The 21,894-nt window shown below is 73.3% G+C and carries 10 protein-coding genes and 1 other RNA gene; 8 read left to right on the top strand and 3 right to left on the bottom strand.

Features of this window, described 5'->3' with window-relative positions:
* Positions 1–24: 24 nt before the first annotated feature.
* Entirely contained in the window at positions 25–1,884 is a 1,860-nt protein-coding gene (locus tag HQQ78_RS04865; RefSeq protein WP_173151287.1) for a BCCT family transporter, read from the top strand.
* A gap of 89 nt (positions 1,885–1,973) precedes the next feature.
* Here HQQ78_RS04865 and HQQ78_RS04860 read toward each other — a convergent pair whose 3' ends face one another.
* Positions 1,974–2,465 (bottom strand): GNAT family N-acetyltransferase, encoded by a 492-nt coding sequence (locus HQQ78_RS04860; RefSeq protein ID WP_173151285.1) that lies wholly within the window; start codon positions 2,463–2,465, stop codon positions 1,974–1,976.
* 85 nt (positions 2,466–2,550) lie between these two features.
* On the opposite strand from HQQ78_RS04860, the gene pta reads away from it, so the two are divergent.
* Positions 2,551–4,692: a phosphate acetyltransferase gene (gene pta / locus HQQ78_RS04855; protein WP_173151283.1), complete on the top strand. Its 2,142-nt coding sequence runs from the start codon at positions 2,551–2,553 to the stop codon at positions 4,690–4,692.
* Positions 4,689–5,882, top strand: coding sequence for an acetate/propionate family kinase (locus tag HQQ78_RS04850; protein ID WP_159826145.1), 1,194 nt, complete (start codon positions 4,689–4,691; stop codon positions 5,880–5,882). Before pta ends, HQQ78_RS04850 begins: the two co-directional genes overlap by 4 nt.
* 120 nt (positions 5,883–6,002) lie before the next feature.
* On the opposite strand, the gene HQQ78_RS04845 is transcribed toward HQQ78_RS04850, so the two are convergent.
* Positions 6,003–6,683, bottom strand: a complete 681-nt coding sequence (locus tag HQQ78_RS04845) for an SDR family oxidoreductase (RefSeq protein ID WP_159826147.1) — start codon at positions 6,681–6,683, stop codon at positions 6,003–6,005.
* A 54-nt stretch (positions 6,684–6,737) separates the two neighbouring features.
* Between HQQ78_RS04845 and ffs the strand changes: the two genes are divergently transcribed.
* The 4 genes from ffs (at position 6,738) to recR (ending at position 19,530) form a co-directional block, all read left to right on the top strand.
* Positions 6,738–6,834: signal recognition particle sRNA small type (gene ffs / locus HQQ78_RS04840), an RNA gene on the top strand.
* 401 nt (positions 6,835–7,235) lie between these two features.
* Positions 7,236–16,253, top strand: coding sequence for a choice-of-anchor G family protein (locus HQQ78_RS04835; protein WP_173151281.1), 9,018 nt, complete (start codon positions 7,236–7,238; stop codon positions 16,251–16,253).
* 136 nt (positions 16,254–16,389) lie between these two features.
* The gene (locus HQQ78_RS04830; protein WP_173151279.1) at positions 16,390–18,927 is read left to right on the top strand and encodes a DNA polymerase III subunit gamma and tau; all 2,538 of its coding nucleotides are present in this window, start codon (positions 16,390–16,392) and stop codon (positions 18,925–18,927) included.
* Between the two features lie 3 nt (positions 18,928–18,930).
* Positions 18,931–19,530, top strand: a complete 600-nt coding sequence (gene recR, locus HQQ78_RS04825; protein WP_043595550.1) for a recombination mediator RecR — start codon at positions 18,931–18,933, stop codon at positions 19,528–19,530.
* Between the two features lie 41 nt (positions 19,531–19,571).
* Here the strand turns inward: recR and HQQ78_RS04820 are convergent, their stop codons facing one another.
* Positions 19,572–20,381 carry a DUF1206 domain-containing protein gene (locus HQQ78_RS04820; protein ID WP_173151277.1) on the bottom strand — a complete coding sequence of 270 codons (810 nt, stop codon included), beginning with the start codon at positions 20,379–20,381 and terminating at the stop codon, positions 19,572–19,574.
* A 137-nt stretch (positions 20,382–20,518) separates the two neighbouring features.
* Here HQQ78_RS04820 and HQQ78_RS04815 point away from each other — a divergent pair, with 137 nt between their 5' ends.
* Entirely contained in the window at positions 20,519–21,784 is a 1,266-nt protein-coding gene (locus HQQ78_RS04815) for an aspartate kinase (protein ID WP_173151275.1), read from the top strand.
* The last annotated feature ends 110 nt before the right edge of the window (positions 21,785–21,894 follow it).

Genomic DNA, 21,894 nt, shown 5'->3' with positions numbered 1-21,894 from the left:
CCCCTCAACCGTCACCATGGAGGCATGGCCACGACAACTCCGCCCCCTTCCGGGCCCCCCGCCGACCATCCCGCTTCCCTGACGGAGACCGTCTCGACCACCCCTCAACTGCGCCGCTGGGTCTTCTGGCCGGCCGCCGTCGTCGTCCTCGGCTTCGTCGCCTACACCCTGATCGCGCCCGCCTCGGCCGAGGCGCTGTTCCTCGGCCTGCAGAGCGGCATCGTCCGCAACTTCAGCTGGTACTACGTCCTGATCGCCGCCTTCTTCGTCGGCTTCAGCCTGTTCCTCGGATTCAGCAGGTTCGGTGGCATCAAGCTGGGCAAGGACAAGGACGAGCCCGAGTTCTCGACCGGCTCGTGGTTCGCGCTCCTCTTCGCCGCGGGCATGGGCATCGGCCTCGTCTTCTACGGCGTCTCCGAGCCCCTCAGCCACTTCGCCTCGCCACGACCGGGCGTCACCGGCACCGAGGACCAGCTCGCGCAGCAGGCCCTGACCCAGACCTTCCTCCACTGGGGGCTGCACGCCTGGGCCATCTACGTCGTCCTCGGACTCGCCCTCGCCTACGCGATCCACCGGAGGGGGCGTCCCGTCTCCATCCGCTGGGCCCTCGAGCCCCTCCTCGGCAACCGCGTCCGCGGGGGTTGGGGCAACCTCATCGACGTCATCGCCCTCGTCGGCACGCTGTTCGGCGTCGCGACCTCGCTCGGCCTCGGCGTCATCCAGATCGGCGCCGGCCTCGAGGCCGCGGGCATCGCCGACAGCAGCATCGTGAGCCAGATCGCGATCATCGCCGTCATCACGGCGGTCACCATCGTGTCGCTCGTCACCGGTGTGACCAAGGGCATGAAGATCCTCTCGAACTTCAACCTCATCCTCGCGGCCGCCCTGCTGCTGTTCATCCTGATCGTCGGACCCACGCAGTTCCTGCTGCGCGACTTCGTGCAGTCCATCGGCGCCTACCTGCAGAACGTCGTCGGCCTGTCCTTCAACGTGACCGCCCAGCAGGGCGCCGCCGGCGAGGAGTGGCAGGGCGCCTGGACCACGTTCTACTGGGGGTGGTGGATGTCGTGGGCGCCCTTCGTCGGCATCTTCATCGCCCGCATCTCGAAGGGCCGCACGGTCCGCCAGTTCGTCTTCGGCGTGCTGCTCGTCCCGACCGCCCTCACCTTCCTGTGGTTCGCCGTCCTCGGTGGTGCGGCCATCCACCAGCAGACCGACGGCTCGGGTGGCCTCGTCGGAGCCGACGGCTCGGTCGACGTCGAGGGGTCGCTCTTCGCCCTGCTCGGCGGCCTGCCCGCCGGGACGGTCCTGACGTTCGGCGCGATCCTGCTCATCGGCGTGTTCTTCGTCACCTCGTCCGACTCCGGATCGCTCGTCATGGCGATGATCGCGTCGGGCGGCGACATCGAGCCGAAGAACTGGCTCCGAGTGTTCTTCGCCCTGGTGGCCGCCCTGCTCGCCGTCGCGCTCCTCCTGACCGGCGGTCTGGACGCCCTGAAGACCGCGGCGATCACGACGGCGCTGCCGTTCAGCATCGTGCTGCTGTTGACCTGTTGGTCGACGATCATCGCCTTCACCCGCGAACGTCGTGCGTACGACAAGGCCGAGCGCGACGTCCTGCTCGAGCACGTCGGCGCGTACTACGGTCTCGAGGTCGACGCCCCGGCCCAGGCCGGTGGCACACGACTCGCCCGCCCCTGGGAGGCGGTCAAACGCCGGGTCCGGGGTGGCCGTGACGGTTCTCCGGTGAGCCGGGCGACGTCAGCCTCGGCCGTCGTCGCCGAGCCTCCGCTCCAGGTCGACGTCGTGTCGCCCGACCCGGCCATCGACGGTCGGCTCGACACGCCCGGCGACACCGGACAGGACGGCTCGACCGGACGCTGACCCCACCGCTCCGCCCACGACGGGCGTCGTCTCCTCGGAGGCGGCGCCCGTCGTCGTCCCGGTGCCTCGTCGGTCCCGTCGCGCCCGGGTCAGGCCAGTCGGCGGACCATGTACCGCAGGTCGAGCCACTCGCCGAACTTCGTGCCGACCTCGCGCAGCACGCCGGCGTCCTCGAAGCCGAGCGACGCGTGCAGCCGCACCGACGCCTCGTTGCCCGCCTCGATCAGCGCCACCATGACGTGCAGCTCGTCCCGCGTGGCCCGCTCGACGAGTTCGGCCATCAGCGCTCGTCCGAGTCCCTTGCCCTGTTGCCCCGGACGCACGTAGACCGAGTTCTCGCAGGTGTGCCGGTAGCCGTCCTTGGCATGGAACGGCCCGTAGCTGCCGTAGCCGAGCACCTCGTCGCCGTCCACCGCGACGATCGCGCTGCGCCGCGCCTCCTGATGGCTGGTCAGCCACTCGCGCCGACCCTCGAGGGTCGGCGTGACGTCGGTCCAGATGGCCCGGGAGTGCGCCACGGCGTCGGCGTGGATCTCGAGGACGCCGGGCAGGTCGGTCTCGGTCGCGGTGCGGATCTGCATGCCGACGAGCCTAGGAGGTGTCTCGCGGCCTCCGCCAGCACGCTTCCCCGGCGGCTCGAAGGCTGCCGCCCGTAGGCTGGCGAGCGTGTCGACACGCATCTACATCACCTCTGCCGAAGGCCACACGGGCAAGTCCACGATCGCCCTGGGCGTGCTCGACACGCTCAGCCACGAGGTGGGACGGGTGGGGGTGTTCCGACCCGTCGCCCGCTCGACCGACGAGCGCGACTACGTGCTCGAACTCCTGCTGTCGCACGACAGCGTCGACCTGGCCTACGACGAGTGCGTCGGCGTCAGCTACGACGCGGTGCACGCCGATCCCGATGCCGCGCTCGCCACCATCGTGAGCCGCTTCGCCGCCGTCGAGCGGCAGTGCGACGCGGTCGTGGTGATCGGTTCCGACTACACCGACGTCGGCAGCCCCACCGAGCTGTCGTACAACGCCCGCATCGCGGCCAACCTCGGCGCGCCCGTGCTGCTGGTGCTCGGCGGCCGCAGCGCCGACGGCCAGACGCGGCGCTCGGGCGCCGACATGCGCCAGGTCGCCGAACTGACCACCGCCGAGCTGCGCTCCGAGCACGCGAGCCTGCTGGCCGTCGTCGCCAACCGGGTCGACCCCGACCACCTCGACGAGGTCGTCGACGGCATCGGCCACGCCCTCGAGGCGTCACCCACCGGGCGGGTCCCGATCTGGACGCTGCCGGAAGACCGCGTCCTCGTCGCCCCGACGATGCGCGCCGTGCTGCAGGCCACCGGTGCGACCCTGCTGCGCGGCGACGACGCCCTGCTCGACCGAGAGGCGCTCGGCGTCGTCGTGGCGGCCATGTCGATGGAGAACGTGCTGCCGCGACTCACCGAGGGTGCCGTCGTCGTGGTGCCGGGCGACCGCTCCGACGTGCTCGTCGCGACGGTGCTCGCCCACGCCTCCGAGACCTTCCCGTCGCTCGCCGGCATCGTGCTCAACGGTGGGTTCGCCCTCGCCCCGCAGGTCGAGCGCCTGCTCGAGGGGCTCGACAGCCCGCTGCCGATCGCGACCACGAGCACCGGCACCTACGACACGGCCCTCGCCATCACCCAGACCCGCGGGCGCCTCGCCGCCGACTCTCCCCGCAAGTACGACCTCGCCCTCGCACTCTTCGAGACGCACGTCGACGGGGCCGAGCTGTTGCGCCTCCTGCAGGTCAGCCCGTCCGGGGTGGTGACGCCCCTGATGTTCGAGTACCAGCTCCTCGAGCGGGCGCGGGGGGCCCAGAAGCACATCGTCATGCCCGAGGGCGACGACGACCGGGTGCTGCGGGCCGCGTCCACCCTGTTGCAGCGCGGCGTCGCCGCCATCACGCTGCTCGGTGACGAGACGGCCATCCGCGCCCGGGGCGCCGAGCTCGGTCTCGACCTCGCCACCGCCCGCGTGCTCGACCCGTTCGACCCCAGCCTGCAGGTGCTCTTCGCGACCGAGTACGCCAAGCTGCGGGCCCACAAGGGCATCGCGGTCTCCCAGGCGATGGACACCGTGACCGACGTCTCGTACTTCGGCACGATGATGGTGAAGCTCGGCCTCGCCGACGGCATGGTGTCGGGCGCCAAGCACACCACGGCGCACACCATCCGGCCCGCGTTCGAGGTCATCAAGACGCTGCCCGACGTCGGCGTCGTGTCGAGCGTGTTCCTCATGGCGCTCGCCGACCGGGTGCTGGTCTACGGCGACTGCGCCGTCATCCCCGACCCGACCGCCGAGCAACTCGCCGACATCGCGATCTCGTCGGCGCAGACCGCACAGCAGTTCGGCATCGAGCCCCGCGTCGCCATGTTGAGCTACAGCACGGGCGACAGCGGCTCGGGTGCGGACGTCGAGAAGGTCCGCGCCGCCACGGCACTCGTCCGCGAACGCCGACCCGACCTGCTCGTCGAGGGGCCGATCCAGTACGACGCCGCGGCCGACCCGACGGTGGCCGCCGCCAAGATGCCGGAGTCCGAGGTCGCCGGTCGGGCGACGGTGTTCATCTTCCCCGACCTCAACACGGGCAACAACACCTACAAGGCCGTGCAGCGCAGTGCGGGTGCGGTCGCGATCGGCCCCATCCTGCAGGGCCTCCGCAAGCCGATCAACGACCTGTCCCGCGGGGCCCTCGTCGGAGACATCGTCAACACCGTCGCCATCACGGCCATCCAGGCCGGCACGCAGGCCGCCGCCGCCGCCGTCACCAGCACCGAAGGAGCCTCCTCGTGAGCACCGTCCTCGTCGTCAACTCCGGCTCGTCGTCGTTCAAGTACCAGCTGATCGAGCTCGAGGGCGAGCGCACGCTCGCGAGCGGTCTCGTCGAGCGCATCGGCGAGGACGTCGGGTCGACCCGTCACCGCAACGAGGTCACAGGCGACGAGACCCGCAACGACACCCAGCCGATCGCCGACCACGCCGCCGGCTTCGCCGCGATGCTGACCGCCTTCGAGGCGCACGGCCCGTCCTTCGCCGAGTACCCGCCGGTCGCGGTGGGCCACCGCGTCGTCCACGGCGGAGAAGAGTTCGACCGCGCGACGGTCGTCACGCCCGACGTCGAGAAGGCGATCGACCGCCTGTCGGCCCTCGCCCCGCTGCACAACCCGGCCAACCTGCAGGGCATCCGCGCGGCCCGGGAGGCCTTCCCCGACGTCCCCCACGTCGCGGTCTTCGACACGGCGTTCCACCAGACGCTCGCCCCCGCCGCCTACACCTACGCGATCGACGCCGAGCTGGCGAAGAAGCACCACGTTCGTCGCTTCGGCTTCCACGGCACGTCGCACAAGTACGTGAGCGAGAAGACCGCCGAGTTCCTCGGTCGCCCCCTCGCCGAGCTCAAGACGATCGTGCTGCACCTCGGCAACGGCGCCTCGGCCGCCGCGATCGACGGCGGGCGGTCCATCGACACGAGCATGGGCATGACGCCCCTCGAGGGTCTCGTCATGGGCACGCGCTCGGGCGACATCGATCCCGCCGCCGTGTTCCACCTCCACCGTGAGGCGGGACTCGACTTCGCCGAGCTCGAGACGTTGCTCAACAAGGGCAGCGGGCTGCTCGGCCTCACCGGCAGCGGCGACATGCGCGACGTGCAGGACAGCGCGTCCCGGGGCGACGCCGTGTCCGAGGCGGCGCTGGCCGTCTACCGGCACCGCCTGCGGCACTACATCGGTGCCTACGTCGCCCAGCTCGGGGGACTCGACGCCGTCGTCTTCACGGCAGGGGTCGGCGAGAACAACGCCCTGCTGCGTCGTCGGACGCTCATGGGCCTGGAGTTCTTCGGCATCCACGTCGACGACGACCGCAACGAACTCGCGTCCCGCGAGGCGCGGTACATCTCGCCCGAGGGGTCGAGGGTGTCCGTCCTCGTCGTCCCCACGAACGAAGAACTCGAGATCGCCCGACAGGCCGCCGCCCTCAGCTGAGGCGTCTGCGGGTACACGACCCGACCGACCCTCAGACGGGGGAGAGCCCCGGTGCGCTGGTCGCGCCTCCGGGGCTCTCGTCCGTCACTCCGTGGTCGGGGGACGACCAGGAGGCGCGGGTCAGTACTTGATGGTCGCCAGCGCGTCCGAGACGGTGACGTCGCCCGAGACGGCCTCGAACTGCGTCTTGACGGCGGTGCCCTCGATCAGCGCCGTGGCGATGATCTCGGCCACGTCCGCGCGGGGGATGCTGCCGCGCTCGACGGTCGTGCCGACCGTGACCTGGCCGGTGCCGGCGTCGTCGGTCAGGCCACCGGGGCGGACGATCGTCCAGTCCAGGCCCTCGCGACGGCGGAGGTCGGCGTCGGCCTCGCTCTTCGCACGCATGTACACCTGGTACACGTCGTCGTCGTTCGCGGCGGGCAGCTCGGCGCGCGCCGGGTCGAAGTCGTCCGTACCGATGGCCGAGACCATGACGTAGCGCGTGACGCCCGCCTTCTCGGCGGCGTCGGCCAGGAGGACGGCCCCGTCGCGGTCGATCGTGAGCTTGCGCTCGGCGCCGCTGCCGCCGCCGCCGCCCGCGGCGAAGACGACGGCGTCGGCCCCGTCGAGGTGGCCGGCGAGCGTGTCGACGTCGGTCCGTTCGAGGTCGAGGACGAGGGCACGGGCCCCCGCGGCCTCGAGGTCGGCGGTGTGGTCGGGGTTGCGGACGATGCCGACGGGGTCGTGCCCGGCGTCGGCTAGTCGGCGTTCGAGGAGCTGGGCGATCTTGCCGTGTCCTCCGGCGATGACGATTCTCATGCCCTCAGGCAACACCCCGGGTCGCGGCGACCACTCAGTTGCCGCTAAACTCGTCGAGGCTCCTCACGTGGCGTCATCCAGGCCAATTCCCCCAGGGCAGAAATGCAGCAAGGGTAACCGGGCTCTGACGGGTGCGTGAGGGGTCATTTCTCTTTTGGGGGCCGAAGGCCCCGTGGCCCCCCTTCGTGGGGTGCGCGATCCGCGCGATGCCCCCTATGCTCGGCATCACGACGAGACCGAACCAGCTCGTCGGGAGCGATCAACCACCGCTCCGGCCGCACCCCTCACCACGGTGCGACCACGCGCGACGGCGCCGTCGCACCCGCACCACACGATCAGGATCAGGACCGATGAGCCCCTCACCACGGCACGTCAGCAGCACCCGCACCAGGCGAACGAGCCCGCGCACCGCGCGGTAGTCCCGTTCGCCTCGCCGTCGTCCCCGGGCGGCGACGCGGCGACGACACAACAGAACAGCAGCACCTCCCGCCTCACCAGCGGGAGTTCTTCGGATCAGGCGGCGGGCTCGTCCCGTCAGGAAGAGGCACACCCATGCGAAGCCAGACGATCGAGCGTCCCCGGCGCTCCCACGCGTCCCGCGCACTGAAGGCGACGGCGGCCGCCGTCGTCGCGGCGGTCGTCGGCGCGCTCGTCGTCGTCGTCCCCGCGCAGGCGGCCACGACCGACCGCAGCGAGGCCGAGGCGTCGCTCGTCGGCGGAACGGGCATCGTCGCGCTCGACCAGGTCGCCGCACTCGGCGGGGCCTACTCGGCCTTCGGCACCACGCAGAACCCGCCGACGTCGCGCAACCCGCTGAACCTCACCGCCGTCAACGCGCTCACGGTCGGTCTGGGCAACGGCATCCGCCTCCTCGGGGGCAACGGGCTGCTCACCCTCGGCGTCGACGGTCAGTACGCGAACGCCACCGCGACCGGCGCCACCGCCTCGGCCGGTCTCATCGCCCAGGACGGCTCGATCGCCGTCGGCGACGGCAGCCCGGCCCAGCAGACCACCCTCCGCCTCCAGCCGCTGCTCGCCCAGGTGCCCGCCACGCAGGGCGTCCTCAGCGACGTGACCCTGCAGCTCGGCGCGCTCTCGTCGCAGATCACCCAGCAGCGGGGCGCCACCGCCACCACGCCCACGACGGCCTACCAGGTCGCCGGTGCGGAGTTCACCCTGACCAGCCCCGCCGTCCAGGGCGTGACCTCGTCCCTCCGCTCCACGGTCGGCGGCCTGGGGACCGCGGTCAACGGGGTCGCCGGCAGCACCGCCGTCAGCGGCCTCGCGAACTCGATCACCGGCCCGCTCACCACGGCCGTGAACGGCCTGCCCCTCGGTGGCGCCGTCACGCTCGGCCAGCCAACGGTGAACGTGCAGGCGACCGTCGACCTCGACTCGACGATCTCGGCGGAACTCGCCCGTCCCCTGACCAGCGGGCCCGTGACCATCATCCCCAGCACGGGCCAGGTGGTCATCGACCTCGACGCCCTGAACGGTCTGCCCGCGAACACCGACCTGCTGCGTCCCGCGACCATCACCGCGATCACCGCCGGCATCACCGACATCCTGCAGAACCAGCTGCCCACCAACCTCGTGGCCGCCGTGGACGACGCGATCCGCGCGACCCAGGTGACCGTCGACCTCGCCGTCGCACTGCGCATCCAGTTGGCCGTCGTCGGCGTGAACGAGACGTTGAGCACCCGCACCGTGACCACCCTCGGCGCGCTGCTCGACGGTACCGTCCAGCCGGCCGCCACGACCGTCACCGGGTCGGGTCTCGTCGGTGCTCTCGGCGCCACGGTCCTCCGGGGGGCCCTCCTCCCCGTCGTCGGCACGCTGCTCGGCAGCGTGGGCGGCCTCTACTCGCCCCTGGTGAACGGCACGGCGCTCGCCGCCACGACGACCAGCCTGCGCACCACGACCGCCGCGGTCGTCACGACCCTCGCGCCTCTCACGACGTTGCTCAACCAGCTCGTCCGCGTCACGATCAACGCCCAGGACGGCGCGGGCTTCCGTGACGGCCGAGGCACCGACGCCGGCTCGAGCTCCGTCCACGCGGTCAGCCTCTCCGTCCTCCCGCTGGTGAACGCCTCCCGGGTCGACCTCGCGACCTCCACCGTCCGCGCCGCGGCCCTCGCCCCCCTCAGCATCGCCACGCCCACCGCCGGGCAGGTGTTCGTCGTCCCGGCCTCCCCGGGCGCCACGCGCAGCGTCGTGCTGACCGGTGCCGGCGAGCCCGGCGCCGCCGTCACGGTCGACCTCGGTGCCGGTCTCACGGGCACCGGCACGGTCGCCGTGGACGGCAGCTGGAGCGTGACCGTCTCCAACGTGCCCGCAGGGGCCTACAGCGCCTCCGTGACCCAGGCCCTCGGCACCGCGACCACCGGCCCCGTGACCCGGGACTTCACCGTCGTCGCGCAGCAGCCGCTCGTCGTCACCACGCCCACCGCCGGACGCGTCTTCACGGTCCTCGACGCCGACTCCACGACCCCCGTGATCGTCTCGGGCACCGCGACCCCCACGGCCACCGTCGCCGTCGACCTGGGCGGCGGCCGCACGGCCACGGCCCTCGTCGCCGCGGACGGCACCTGGTCGACGACCGTCCCGGGCGTGCCCGTCGGCGGTTACGCCGCGTCGGTGACCCAAGCCCTCGGTGGAGACGTCTCCGCCGCCGTGACGCGCGCCTTCAGCGTCGTCGCCGGCACGGGCCTGACCATCACGAGCCCGACCTCCGGCACGCAGTACCGTCTGCCCGGAGCCGACTCCACGCGTGACGTCACCGTCTCGGGTGCCGGGCAGGCCGGGGCCCCGGTCGCCGTCACCCTCGGCGGCGGCCGCGACCTCACCACGACGGTCGCCCCCAACGGCACCTGGTCCGTGACCTTCCCGGCCCTGCCGGTCGCCACCTACACGGCCACCGCGACGCAGACGGTGGGAGGCGCGGTGTCCGCCCCGCAGACCACCGACTTCACCCTCGTGGCCGCGACCGGCGTGACGATCTCGACGCCGGCGCCCGGTGCGACCCTCACGGTCGCCGACGCCACCTCGACCACCCCGGTCACGGTGACGGGAGCCGCCGAGCCGAACGCCCCCGTCCGCGTGGACCTGGGCGACGGCTACGTGGCCACGACCACGGCCGACGCCACGGGCGCCTGGTCGGCCACCGTGTCGTCCGTGCCCGTCGGGCCCCGGACGATCAGCGTCACGCAGACGGTCGCGGGCGTCGTCTCGGTGCCGGTCACGCAGCCGTTGACGGTCGCCGCCGGTGCGCCGCTCGACATCCTCGCCCCGGCCGAGGGCACCACGGTGCGCGTCGCCGACAGCGCCTCCTTGTCCACGCTGACCGTCTCGGGCACCGCCCAGGTCGGCGCCGACGTCCGCGTCGACCTCGGTGACGGCCTCACCGGCCGGATCACGGCGGACGCCACGACCGGCGCCTGGTCGGTGGACGTCGCCGGCGTTCCCGTCGGTCAGCGCACGATCTCGGCGACGCAGACCGTCGGCGGCACCGTGTCGCCCGCGCAGACGCGCGTCGTGTCGATCGTCGCCGGGACCCCGGTCGCCATCTCGACGCCGGCCCCCGGGGCCACGATCCCGATCGTCGGCGGCACCACGGCCGACGTGACCGTCACCGGCACGGCCGACCCGGGGGCGACCGTCACGGTCGGCCTCGGCGCCGGCTTCGAGGTGCCGGCCACGGTCGACCCCGCCACGGGCGCCTGGACCGCCGTCATCCCCGACGTCCCCGCCGGTGACCGCACGCTCGGTGCGACGCAGACCCTCGGCGGGACCACCTCGGCACCGGTGACCCAGCCGCTGACGATCGCGCAGGGCACGCCCCTGGCCGTCACGGCACCGCTCGACGGCGCCGAGTACTTCGTCCCCGGACCGCAGGACACGACGCCCGTCGTCGTCTCGGGCACGGGCCAGGTCGGGGCGACCGTCGAGGTCGACCTCGGCGACGGCCTCGTCGGCCAGGTGGTCGTCCCGGTCTCGGGCCAGTGGTCCGTCACGGTCGACGGCGTCCCGGTCGGTCCGCACACGGTCTCGGTGACCCAGAGCATCAACGGCTCCACCTCGGACGCCGAGACGCGGGACGTCCTGGTCAGCGTCGGCGGCGACGTCGTCATCACGGCGCCCGTCCCGGGCACCCGTCTGGTCGTCGCCGACGACCAGGGGACCGCACCGGTCAACATCGCGGGCACCGGCGTGGCCGGTCTGCCCGTCACCGTCACGGTGGACGGCGTCGGCCGGGCCCCGGTCGCCACGAACGCGCAGGGTGCCTGGTCCCTCGTCCTGACCGGGGTCGCCGTCGGCGACCACGTCGTGGGCGCGAGCCAGCAGCAGGGCCCCGACCTCCTCGAGGCCGAGCCGACGGACTTCTCGGTGGTCTCGGCCGAGGCCGACCTCTCCATCACCGCACCCGGTGACGGCGACGTCGTCACGGTCGCCGGCGTCGACAGCACCACCGCCGTCGTCGTGACCGGGACGGCCTACCCCGGTGCGTCCGTCGAGGTCACCCTGGCCGGCGTGGTCGTCCCGACGACCGCCGGGCCCGACGGGCTCTGGTCCGTCACGGTCCCGGGCGTCCCCGTGGGTGACCAGGTCGCCTCCGCGACCCAGACGGTCGGTGGCACGACGACCACCGAGCCCGTCACCCGGGCCTTCGAGATCGTCTCCGGGGCCGACGTGGTCATCACGACGCCCGCCGCCGACATCCGCTACGTCGTCGCCTCGCCCGCGGCCACGCAGGACGTCCCGGTCGCCGGCACCGCCCAGCCGGGCGCACGGGTCACCGTGACCCTCGACGGCGCCGAGGTCGGCAGCACCCTCGCCGACCCCGTGACCGGGGCCTGGGCGGTCACGCTCGTCGGCGTCGGCGTCGGAGAGCGCGTCCTCGGGGCCTCACAGGCGGTGCGGGACACCGTCCAGCAGGCCGACACGCGCGTCGTGACGATCGACCCGGCCGCACCGCTGACCATCGTCGCCCCGGCCGACGGCGTCCCGATCGTCCTCGCCGACCCGTCCTCGACCACGACGCTCGTCGTGTCGGGTCAGGCCGAGCCGGGCGCGGTCGTCCGCGTCGACCTCGGCGACGGCTTCACCGACACGGTCACTTCCGGCACCACGACGGGTGCCTGGACGGTGTCCTTCGCCGGGGTGCCCGTGGGCACGCGGACCGTCACCGCCACCCAGACGGTGGGCACCTCGGTCTCGGCTCCCGAGACCCGGGTGGTCCGCATCCTCGCCGGCGACCCCCTCGTCGTCCTGACCCCCGCCGACGGTTCCGTCGTCGACGTGGCCGGGCCCGAGGTCGTGACCACGGTGACCGTCTCCGGCACCGCCGCGGCGGGAGCCACGGTCGACGTGGTCCTCGATCCCGCGACGGGCGCCGACCTCGCCGCCACGACGACGGCCGACGCGGCCACGGGCCGGTGGTCCGTGGACGTCCCGGGCGTGCCCGTGGGCGCGGCCGAGCTGACGGTGACGCAGAGCATCGGCGGCACCACCTCGCCGGCGCAGGAGAGCTCGTTCGAGATCCGCGCGGCCGCCCCGGTCGTCATCGTCGACCCGGACGACACCGTGTTCACGGTGCTCGACCCGGCCGGCACCGTGGACGTCCCCGTCTCGGGCACGGCGTCCCCGGGCGCCCCGGTCTCGGTCCGACTGAACGGGGGAGCGGCCGTCACCACGACCGCCGACCCGACGTCCGGCGACTGGTCCGTCCTCTTCGCCGACCTGCCGACCGCCGTCTACCAGGTGACGGCGTCGCAGACCGTGGCCGGCACGACCTCGACCCCCGTCGCGGCCGGGTTCCGGATCGTGGTCGGACCGGGATTGGAGGTCCTGCAGCCCGAGCCCGGTGACGTCGTGACCGTCGCCGACGCGACCGCCTCGACGGCCGTCACGGTCAGCGGCACGGCCGCACCCGGGGCGACCGTCCGCGTCGACCTCGGCGACGACCTCGTGGCCTCGACGATCGCCGACCCGACCACCGGCGCCTGGAGCGTCGTCGTGGCCGGCGTCACGGTCGGCGAGCGCACGCTCTCCGCCACCCAGGCGCTCGGCACCTCGGTGTCGCCCGCCGTCACCCAACCCCTCTCGGTGGTCTCCGCCGCCGCGGTCGTCATCGAGGCCCCGGCCGTCGGGACCGTCGTGGCGGTGGCGACGCCGGACGCGACGACCGACCTGGTCGTGTCGGGCACGGCCGAGCCGGGCGCCTCGATCGCCGTCGACCTCGGCGACGACCTGACCGGCACGGTCACGGCCGACGGCACGACCGGCGCGTGGAGCGTCACCGTGCCGGGCGTCCCGGTCGGCGACCGCACCATCGCGGTCACGCAGACCGTCGACGGCTCGACCTCGACCCCGGTCACGCGGGACGTGTCGATCGTCGTGGCCCCCGCAGCGCCCGCGATCGTCACCCCCGCCCCCGGTGCGACGGTCTCCTTGCTCGACCCGGCCGGCACCACGTCGGTCGTCGTCTCGGGCACCGGTGAGCCCGGCGCCACCATCGCCGTCTCGCTCGGCACGGGCCTCACGGCCGGCGCCACCGTCGGGCCCGAGGGTGACTGGCAGACGACCGTCGACGGAGTCCCCGTCGGCGACTACACCCTGACCGCCACGCAGACGATCCGGGGCGCGACCTCGGCCGCGGCGACGCAACCGTTCACGGTCGCGGCGGCAGCGGGTCTCGTCGTCGACCGGCCCACCGACGGCACGACGGTCGTCGTGCTCGCCGCGGGCGACACCGCCCCGGTGGTCGCGTCCGGCACGGCCCAGCCCGGAGCGACCGTCACGGTCGACCTCGGTGACGGCCTGGTCGGGACCGTCGTGGCCGACCCGACGACCGGCGCCTGGAGCGTCACGGTCGACGGCGTCCCGGTCGGCGACCGCACCGCCTCGGTCACCCAGACCGTCGACGGCGCCGTGTCGACCCCGATCACGCGGGACGTGTCGGTCGTCGTGGCCGCCCCGGTGACGATCACCTCGCCGCCCGCCGGGTCGTCGATCGTCGTCCGTGACGCCGACGACACCACCGACGTCACGGTCACCGGCACGGGTCAGCCCGGCGCCACGGTCGTGGTCGCGGTGGGCGACGACCTCTCCGAGACGACGACGGTGACCCCCGAGGGCACCTGGACCGTCACGGTGGGCGACGTGCCCGTCGGCTCGTACCCGGTCGTCGTGACGCAGACGGTGCCGGCCGGTTCGACGACTCCCGCCACCCAGCAGCTCGACGTGGTGGTCGGCACCCCGGTCACCATCACCGAGCCCGCCCCGGGTGCCACGGTCGTCGTCCTCGACGGCCGGACCACGCCGGTGACCGTGTCGGGCACCGCCCAGCCCGGCGCGACCGTCACGGTCTCGCTCGGTGGTGACCTGACCCAGGCCGTCACGGCCGACCCGACGACGGGGGCGTGGACCACGACCTTCGACGCGGTGCCGGTGGGTGCCGGACCGATCTCGGTGGTGCAGCAGTACGGCACCGTCACGACGGTCCCCGTGACCCAGCCGTTCGCGGTGGTCGCGGCAGACCCGATCCGGATCACCGACCCGGCGACGGGCACGCGCCTCCTCGTGCCGTCCGCCGCCTCGACGGTGGACCTGCCGGTGTCCGGTTCGGCCCAGGCCGGCGCGACCGTCGCGGTGACGCTCGACGACGGCACGGCCGTCACGGTCGACGTGGACGACGACGGCGACTGGTCGACCACCTTCGCGGGGGTCGGCGTGGGCGAGCACGTGGTGTCCGCGACGCAGACCGTCGGCGGGGTCGAGTCGGCTCCGGTCACGACCACGGTCGTGGTCGAGGCCGCCGCGACGCTCACGATCACGGCACCGACCGACGGCCAGCAGTACCAGGCGGGCGACGCCGGCACCGCGCCGGTCGTCGTCCGTGGCCAGGGGCAGCCGGGCGCACCCGTCGCCGTCACGGTCGACGGGGGAGACCCCGTCACCACGACGGTCGACGCCTCGGGCTCGTGGCAGGTGCCGGTCGTGCTCGGCACCGGGACGCACACGGTCTCGGCCGTGCAGACCATCGGAGGCGCCACGAGCGCTCCCGTCGAGGTCTCGGTGGTCGTCGTGCCCGTCCCGGCCGACCCCGCCGCCGCGCCCACCATCACCTCGCCGGCCGACGGACAGCTCGTCGTCGACACCGACGGTGACGGCTTCGTCGACCTGCCGGTCACCGGAACGGGCGAGCCCGGAGCGACCGTCACCGTCTCCGTCGGCGGCATCACGCAGACGGCCACCGTCACCGACGGGGGCACCTGGTCGGTGACCCTGCCGGCGGTCCCGGTCGGCACCCGCACCGTGATCGTCGAACAGACGGTCGGCGGCGTCGTCACCGGCAGCGCGTCGGTCGACGTCACCCTCGCCCCCGCGGCCGAGGTCGCGCCGCTCGTGGTCACCTCGCCCGAACAGGGCTCGATCCTGCCGGCGGGCACGGCGGGGACGGCGGACGTCCTGGTCGGCGGTTCGGCCCAGCCGAACGCCTCGGTGGCCGTCAGCATCGACGGCGGCCTCCCGGTCGTGGTCGACGTGGACGCCGACGGCGCCTGGTCCACCACCCTGGTGGGGGTCGAACAGGGGCAGCACACCCTGTCCGTGACCCAGACCGTGGGAGGCGCGGTGTCGGCCCCCGAGACCGTCGTGTTCACGGTCTCGCCGGCCGCGAGCACCGACGCCGTCGTCATCACCTCGCCGGCACCCGGCGCGTTGATCGCCGACGTCGACGGGAACGGCCTCGAGGACGTCACGGTGACGGGCACCGGCACACCCGGCGCGCTCGTCACGGTTGATCTCGGCGGCGGACCGACGCAGTCGGCGACGGTCGGCGCCGACGGCACCTGGGCGGTCGACTTCACGGACGTCCCGGTCGGCGCCTACGTCGTCACGGCGACGCAGACCGCGGACGCGGGCGCGACCACGGTGAGCCAGGACCTCCTGATCGCCTCGGTCGACCCCGTGGTGATCACCAGCCCGGTGGCCGGCTCGGTCCTGCAGGCCGGAACCGGCGGCACGACGCCCGTGACGGTCGTCGGGACGGCGGAACCCGGTGCCACGGTGACGGTGCAGCTCGACGACGGCACCGCGCAGGTCGTCCAGGCCGACCCCGGGACGGGGAGCTGGACGGTCGTCCTCGCGGGCGTCGCCGTCGGACCCCACGTGGTCGCCGCGACCGAGACGATCGCGGGCGCCACGTCGGCCCCGGTCGCCACCGGGTTCACCGTCGCGGCGGCCAGCGGGACCCCGGGCACGCCGGGCGACCCGGGAACTCCCGGGACGCCCGGGACCCCGGGTACCCCGGGTACCCCGGGTACCCCTGGCACCCCCGGCTTCCCGGGTCTGCCCGGATCGGGTGGCGGCACCGGCACCGGTAACGGCACCGGCACCGGCACCGGCAACGGTGGGGGAGCGGTCCCGACCGGCTCCGTCTCGGGCCTGGCGTACACGGGGTCGGACGCCCTCGGCTGGTTCTCGCTCGCGGCCTTCGCCTTGCTGATCGGCCTCGGCCTCGTGTCGGCGACCAGGGTCCGCCGTCGCGCGAGGGGGTCTGCCGAGTAGTCCACCCCGGCCGGGAGCCGCACCCGAGGGCCCGTCGACACGACGGGCCCTCTCGTGCGCCCGGGGCACCGCCAGGGGGCCCCGACGGCGACTTCCGCCGTCGACCGTTGTCGGTCGCCCCGACTACTCTTGCTCTGTGGTCACCGCCCTGTATCGCCGTTACCGGCCAGAGAACTTCGCCGAGCTCATCGGGCAGACGCAGGTGACCGATCCGCTCCGCACGGCACTCCGCACCAACCGCGTCAACCACGCCTACCTCTTCAGCGGGCCGCGCGGTTGCGGCAAGACGACGTCCGCGCGCATCCTGGCCCGCTGCCTCAACTGCGCCCAGGGCCCGACCGACACCCCGTGCGGCGTCTGTGCGTCGTGCGTCGAGCTCTCACGCGACGGCGGCGGCTCGCTCGACGTCATCGAGATCGACGCGGCCAGCCACAACGGCGTCGACGACGCCCGCGACATCCGTGACCGGGCCGTGTTCGCCCCGGCTCGCGACCGCTTCAAGATCTTCATCCTCGACGAGGCCCACATGGTCACCCCGCAGGGCTTCAACGCCCTGCTGAAGGTCGTCGAAGAACCGCCCGAGCACGTCAAGTTCATCTTCGCGACCACCGAACCCGACAAGGTGATCGGCACCATCCGGTCGCGCACCCACCACTATCCGTTCCGCCTCGTGCCCCCGGCCCAGATGCTCGAGTACGTCCACGAACTCTGCGAGAGCGAGTCGGTCGAGGCGGCCCCGGGCGTGCTCCCGCTCGTGGTCCGTGCCGGCGGCGGGTCGGTGCGCGACACCCTTTCGCTCCTCGACCAGCTGATGGCCGGCAGTGAGGACGGCGCCATCCAGTACGAGCGCGCCGTCGCGCTGCTCGGGTACACCCATGCATCGCTGCTCGACGACGTCGTCGAGGCGCTGGGCGCCCGTGACGGCGCCGCGGCGTTCGCTGCGGTCGACCGCGTCGTCCAGACCGGGCAAGACCCTCGGCGGTTCGTCGAAGACCTGCTCGAACGCCTGCGCGACCTCATCGTCGTCGGAGCGACCGTCGAGGGTGCCTCGGCCGTGTTGCGGGGCGTCACGGCTGACGAGCTCGACCGTCTCGTGCACCAGTCGCACGCCTTCGGCGCCGCGGAGCTGTCGCGCTCGGCCGACGTCGTGAACCGCGCTCTCACCGACATGACCGGGGCCACCTCGCCGCGGCTGCACCTCGAACTGATGATCGCGCGCGTCCTCGTCCCCGAGAGCGACCAGACCGGCCGGGGCGCCCTCGCCCGGGTCGAGCGCCTCGAACGACGCGTCGGGGTCGAGGGCTCCGGCTCCGGTCCGTCCGCCGTGCCCGGTCCGTCCGCTGCCCCGTCGACGCAGGCGGCTGCCCGGCCGGCCGAGGTCCGGACGGCGGGTCCATCGACGCCTGCCGTCGCCGCCTCGGCCCCGTCCGCGTCGGCCCCGTCCGCCTCGCCCGTCGAGGCCACGCCGTCGACCGAGGCGGCCGGTGGCCCGTCGGCCGTCGAGAGTGCGACGGCGTCCTGGGCGACGGCCGCTCCGTCGACCTCTGCCACCCGGGCCGACCAGGCCGACTCCGCGACGCCGACCGAACCCGCGCCTCCGTCCGCACCGCACTCGGCCGCGTGGGCACAGACCCCCGACACCGGCCACGCGTCCGGGAGCGGCGCGGCTCCCGTCACGCTCCAGCAGTTGCGTGACAGCTGGCCCGAGATCGTCGAGGTCGTCCAGAAGGCGCGGCGCACGGCCTGGATGGTCGTCGTCACGGCCACCGTCGTCGACTTCGTCGACGACGTGCTGACGCTGGCCTTCCCCAGCGCCAACGACGTCGAGAGCTTCAAGCGGCCGCAGGGCGCGGCCGAGGGTGTCAGCGAGTACCTGCGACGCGCGATCGTCGACGTCCTCGGCGTCAAGGTGAAGTACATCGCCCGTGTCGAGGGCGACGGGCCCGCGGGCCCGACCCCCACGGGTTCACCCGCCGACGCCGCCGCCCCTCCCGCCCTGTCGGGTGCGCCGCGCGAGACCGGCCGGTCGACCACACCGGCGCCCGAGGCAGGACGCCAGCCGTCCGGGCCCGCGTCTCCGGGGTCGGCGCCGTCCGAGACGGGCCGGGCCACGGCCCCCGCCGCGACGCCGTCGGCGCCCGAGGCCTCCGCGTCGCCGGCCCCGAGCCCGTCCCGGGCCCCCGCTCCGGCTGCGGCGCCCGAGGCCGCCGCGCGGTCCGGTGCCGCGGCGCCCTCGTCCGCCGGGCGATCCGGCGCTCCGGCGTCCGAGGCCGCCGCGCGGTCCGGCGGCTCGACCCCCGTCACCGGGTGGGACGTCGCCCCCATCCCGCAGACCCCGCCCCCCGAGCCCGACGAACCCGAGCACATCACCGAAGAACCGCCCGGCGGCGTCCCGACGGTCGACGCCGCGCCTCCTCCGCCCGAGGTCGACGTGCCCCCGGCTCGCCCCGCCGCCACCGCCCCGTCGCCCTCCACAGCGGCCACCAGCACACCGACCGCCTCCGCCGGTGCGGGTCCGTCGGTGGCCGAGCGTCGCGCGGCGACCGGTGACCCGCGCCGGGGCATCCCCACCGGGTCGCGATACGGCGAGGCCGTCGTGCGCGAGATCCTCGGGGCCCAGTTCATCGAAGAAGAGACGATCGCCCCCCGGGTCACGCCTCAGAGAAGCGAGTAGCGCGTGTACGAAGGCATCGTCCAAGAGCTGATCGACGAATTCGGTCGCCTCCCCGGCATCGGGCCCAAGTCGGCGCAGCGCATCGCGTTCCACATCGTGCAGAACGAGTCCTTCGACACGTCACGCCTCGCCGAGCTGCTCGTCGACGTCAAGACCAAGGTGCGTTTCTGCGAGATCTGCGGCAACGTCAGCGAACAAGAGACGTGCAACATCTGCCGTGACCCGCGTCGCTCGCCCGCCACGATCTGCGTCGTCGAAGAGGCCAAGGACGTCCAGGCCATCGAGCGCACCCGCGAGTTCCGCGGTCTGTACCACGTGCTCGGCGGGGCGATCAGTCCCATCGACGGCATCGGTCCCGACGATCTGCGCATCCGCCAGTTGGTGCAGCGTCTCGCCGACGACACCGTGCAAGAGGTCATCATCGCCACCGATCCCAACCTCGAGGGCGAGGCGACCGCGACGTACCTCTCCCGGATGCTGGCGCCCTTCGGTCTCCGGGTGACGCGACTGGCCTCGGGGTTGCCCGTGGGCGGCGACCTCGAGTACGCCGACGAGGTCACGCTCGGCCGCGCCTTCGAGGGCCGCCGGCTCGTCTCCGAATGACGACCCGCGCCTCCTGAACCCGTCCGGCGCGCGCCTGCCCGTCAGAGGCGAGCGCGCCGTGCCCGCACGGCGCAGTACGCACCGTAGGCCATGAGCCCCAGGGCGACGGCCGTCAGCACCACCACGCCGAACGGGAGGGCCGCGAGGGCCTTCAGCGCGCCGTCGAGCCCCGTGGCCTCGCTCGGGTCCGAGGTGACGGCCGCGACCGCGAACAGCACGCCCACCACGCCCAGGGCGATCCCCTTGGCCACGTACCCCGTGACGCCGAGGGCGACCGTGCCACGTCCCGCCGCACCGCCCGGCAGCGTGAGGTCCTCGCGGAACTTCTGCTTCACGCCCTTCACGACGAAGTAGGCCCCGATCGCCACGATGGCGAGCGCGACGACGACGAGGAGCACGACGCCCCCGGGTGCGGAGAGCAGCCGGGCGCTGAGCGTCTGGGTCTGCCCCGAGCTGTCCGACGACGAGCCCCGGGCGAAGGTGAAGGCCGTGAACCCGACGGCGAGGTAGGCGACGCCCTTGCCGCCCTCCTTCGCGCGCTCGGCCCAGGCGTCCTTGTCCGTCCCGCGGACGAGAGCGGCTTCGAGCAGCTGGAAGAGGCCGAGGCCCCAGAGCCCGACGACGATCAGCCAGAGGAGGAAGACCCCGCCCGGGCGGGACGCGAACTGCCCGAGGGCACCGCCCTGGTCGGCCTCTCCTCCACCTCCGAACGCGACGCCGAGGGCGATCACGCCGATCACGACGTGGAGCAGGCCGTTCATGGCGAAGCCGACGCGGGCGGCGGTCGTGAGGGCGCGGCTGTCCTGGAGGCGGCTGGCGGCGCCGCGGGCCTGGTCGGTGGTGTCGGGCATCGGTCCACCGTAGGGGAGAGGCGCCGATGACGCCGCGCGACCGACGTACGTCACACGCTCTCGACACCGAATAGAATCGCCGGACGCAGGCGTGAGCCGTCCTCCGGCGCGCCCAGTCCCCCTTCTCAGGAGTCACCGTGAGCTTGATCGTGCAGAAATTCGGCGGGTCGTCCGTCGCCGATGCCGAGAGCATCAAGCGCGTCGCCAAGCGCATCGTCGAGACGCGGAAGGCCGGCAACGACGTCGTCGTGGCCGTCAGCGCGATGGGCGACACCACCGACGAACTGCTCGACCTGGCCAACGAGGTCAGCCCGCTGCCCGGCGGCCGCGAGCTCGACATGCTGCTCACCGCGGGTGAGCGCATCAGCATGGCCCTGCTCGCCATGGCGATCCGCAGCCTGGGCGTCGAGGCCCGCTCGTACACCGGCAGCCAGGCCGGCATGATCACCGACGCCCAGCACGGCAAGGCCCGCATCGTCGACGTCACGCCCGGACGGGTGCGGGACGCGCTCGACGCCGGGTACGTGGCGATCGTCGCCGGCTTCCAGGGGTTCAACCGGTCCACGGGCGACATCACGACCCTCGGTCGCGGCGGCTCCGACACGACCGCCGTCGCCCTCGCCGCGGCGCTCGACGCCGACATGTGCGAGATCTACACCGACGTCGACGGCGTCTTCACGGCCGACCCCCGCGTCGTGCCCAAGGCCCGCAAGCTCGACCGCGTCACGAGCGAAGAGATGCTCGAGCTCGCCGCCGCCGGGTCGAAGGTGCTCTACATCCGTGCCGTCGAGTACGCCCGGCGTCACGGGGTCACCCTGCACGTCCGCTCGTCGTTCAACAACAACGAGGGCACGCTCGTCGTCAACCCGAAAGAGGGAGAGAACGTGGAAGAACCCATCATCAGCGGGGTCGCGGGCGACCTCAGCGAGGGCAAGATCACCGTCGTCGGCGTCCCCGACGTCCCGGGCAAGGCCGCCCAGATCTTCCGCACGGTCGCCAAGACCGGCGCCAACATCGACATGATCGTGCAGAACGTGTCGGCGGCGTCGACCAGCCGCACCGACATCTCGTTCACCCTGCCGAAGTCCGAGGGTGCCGTCGTGCTCCAGGCCCTCGAGTCCGACCGGGCCGAGATCGGCTTCGAGTCCCTGCAGTACGACGACCAGATCGGCAAGCTGGCCCTCGTCGGCGCGGGCATGCGCACCAACGCCGGCGTCTCGGCGCGGCTGTTCACGGCCCTCTTCGAGGCCGGAATCAACATCGAGATGATCTCGACCAGCGAGATCCGCATCTCGGTGGTCACCCGGGCCGACACCCTGAACGACGCCCTGCGCGTCGTCCACACGGCCTTCGGCCTCGACGCCGAGGTCGACGCCGTCGTCCACGGCGGCACCGGCCGCTGACGCGACCCACCACCCGAGGAGGCGCGCGCGGCCACCGCACCGCGCCTCCCGACCCGGCTCCCACCGGGCCAGGACCCGCACCACCGAACCCCGCACCACCGAACCCCGCA

Source organism: Frigoribacterium sp. VKM Ac-2859, assembly GCF_013204925.1.
In the GTDB taxonomy this organism is placed as follows: domain Bacteria; phylum Actinomycetota; class Actinomycetes; order Actinomycetales; family Microbacteriaceae; genus Frigoribacterium.
The sequence above is the reverse complement of the archived record's forward strand: the minus strand, read 5'-3'. Positions and strand labels throughout refer to the sequence as shown.

Bases quoted from the DNA above. Each gene is read 5' to 3' on its own strand.
- HQQ78_RS04865 (WP_173151287.1), top strand. From the start codon at position 25: ATGGCCACGACAACTCCGCCCCCTTCCGGGCCCCCCGCCGACCATCCC.
- HQQ78_RS04860 (WP_173151285.1), bottom strand. From the start codon at position 2,465: ATGCAGATCCGCACCGCGACCGAGACCGACCTGCCCGGCGTCCTCGAG.
- HQQ78_RS04845 (WP_159826147.1), bottom strand. From the start codon at position 6,683: ATGAGAATCGTCATCGCCGGAGGACACGGCAAGATCGCCCAGCTCCTC.
- HQQ78_RS04835 (WP_173151281.1), top strand. From the start codon at position 7,236: ATGCGAAGCCAGACGATCGAGCGTCCCCGGCGCTCCCACGCGTCCCGC.
- HQQ78_RS04820 (WP_173151277.1), bottom strand. From the start codon at position 20,381: ATGCCCGACACCACCGACCAGGCCCGCGGCGCCGCCAGCCGCCTCCAG.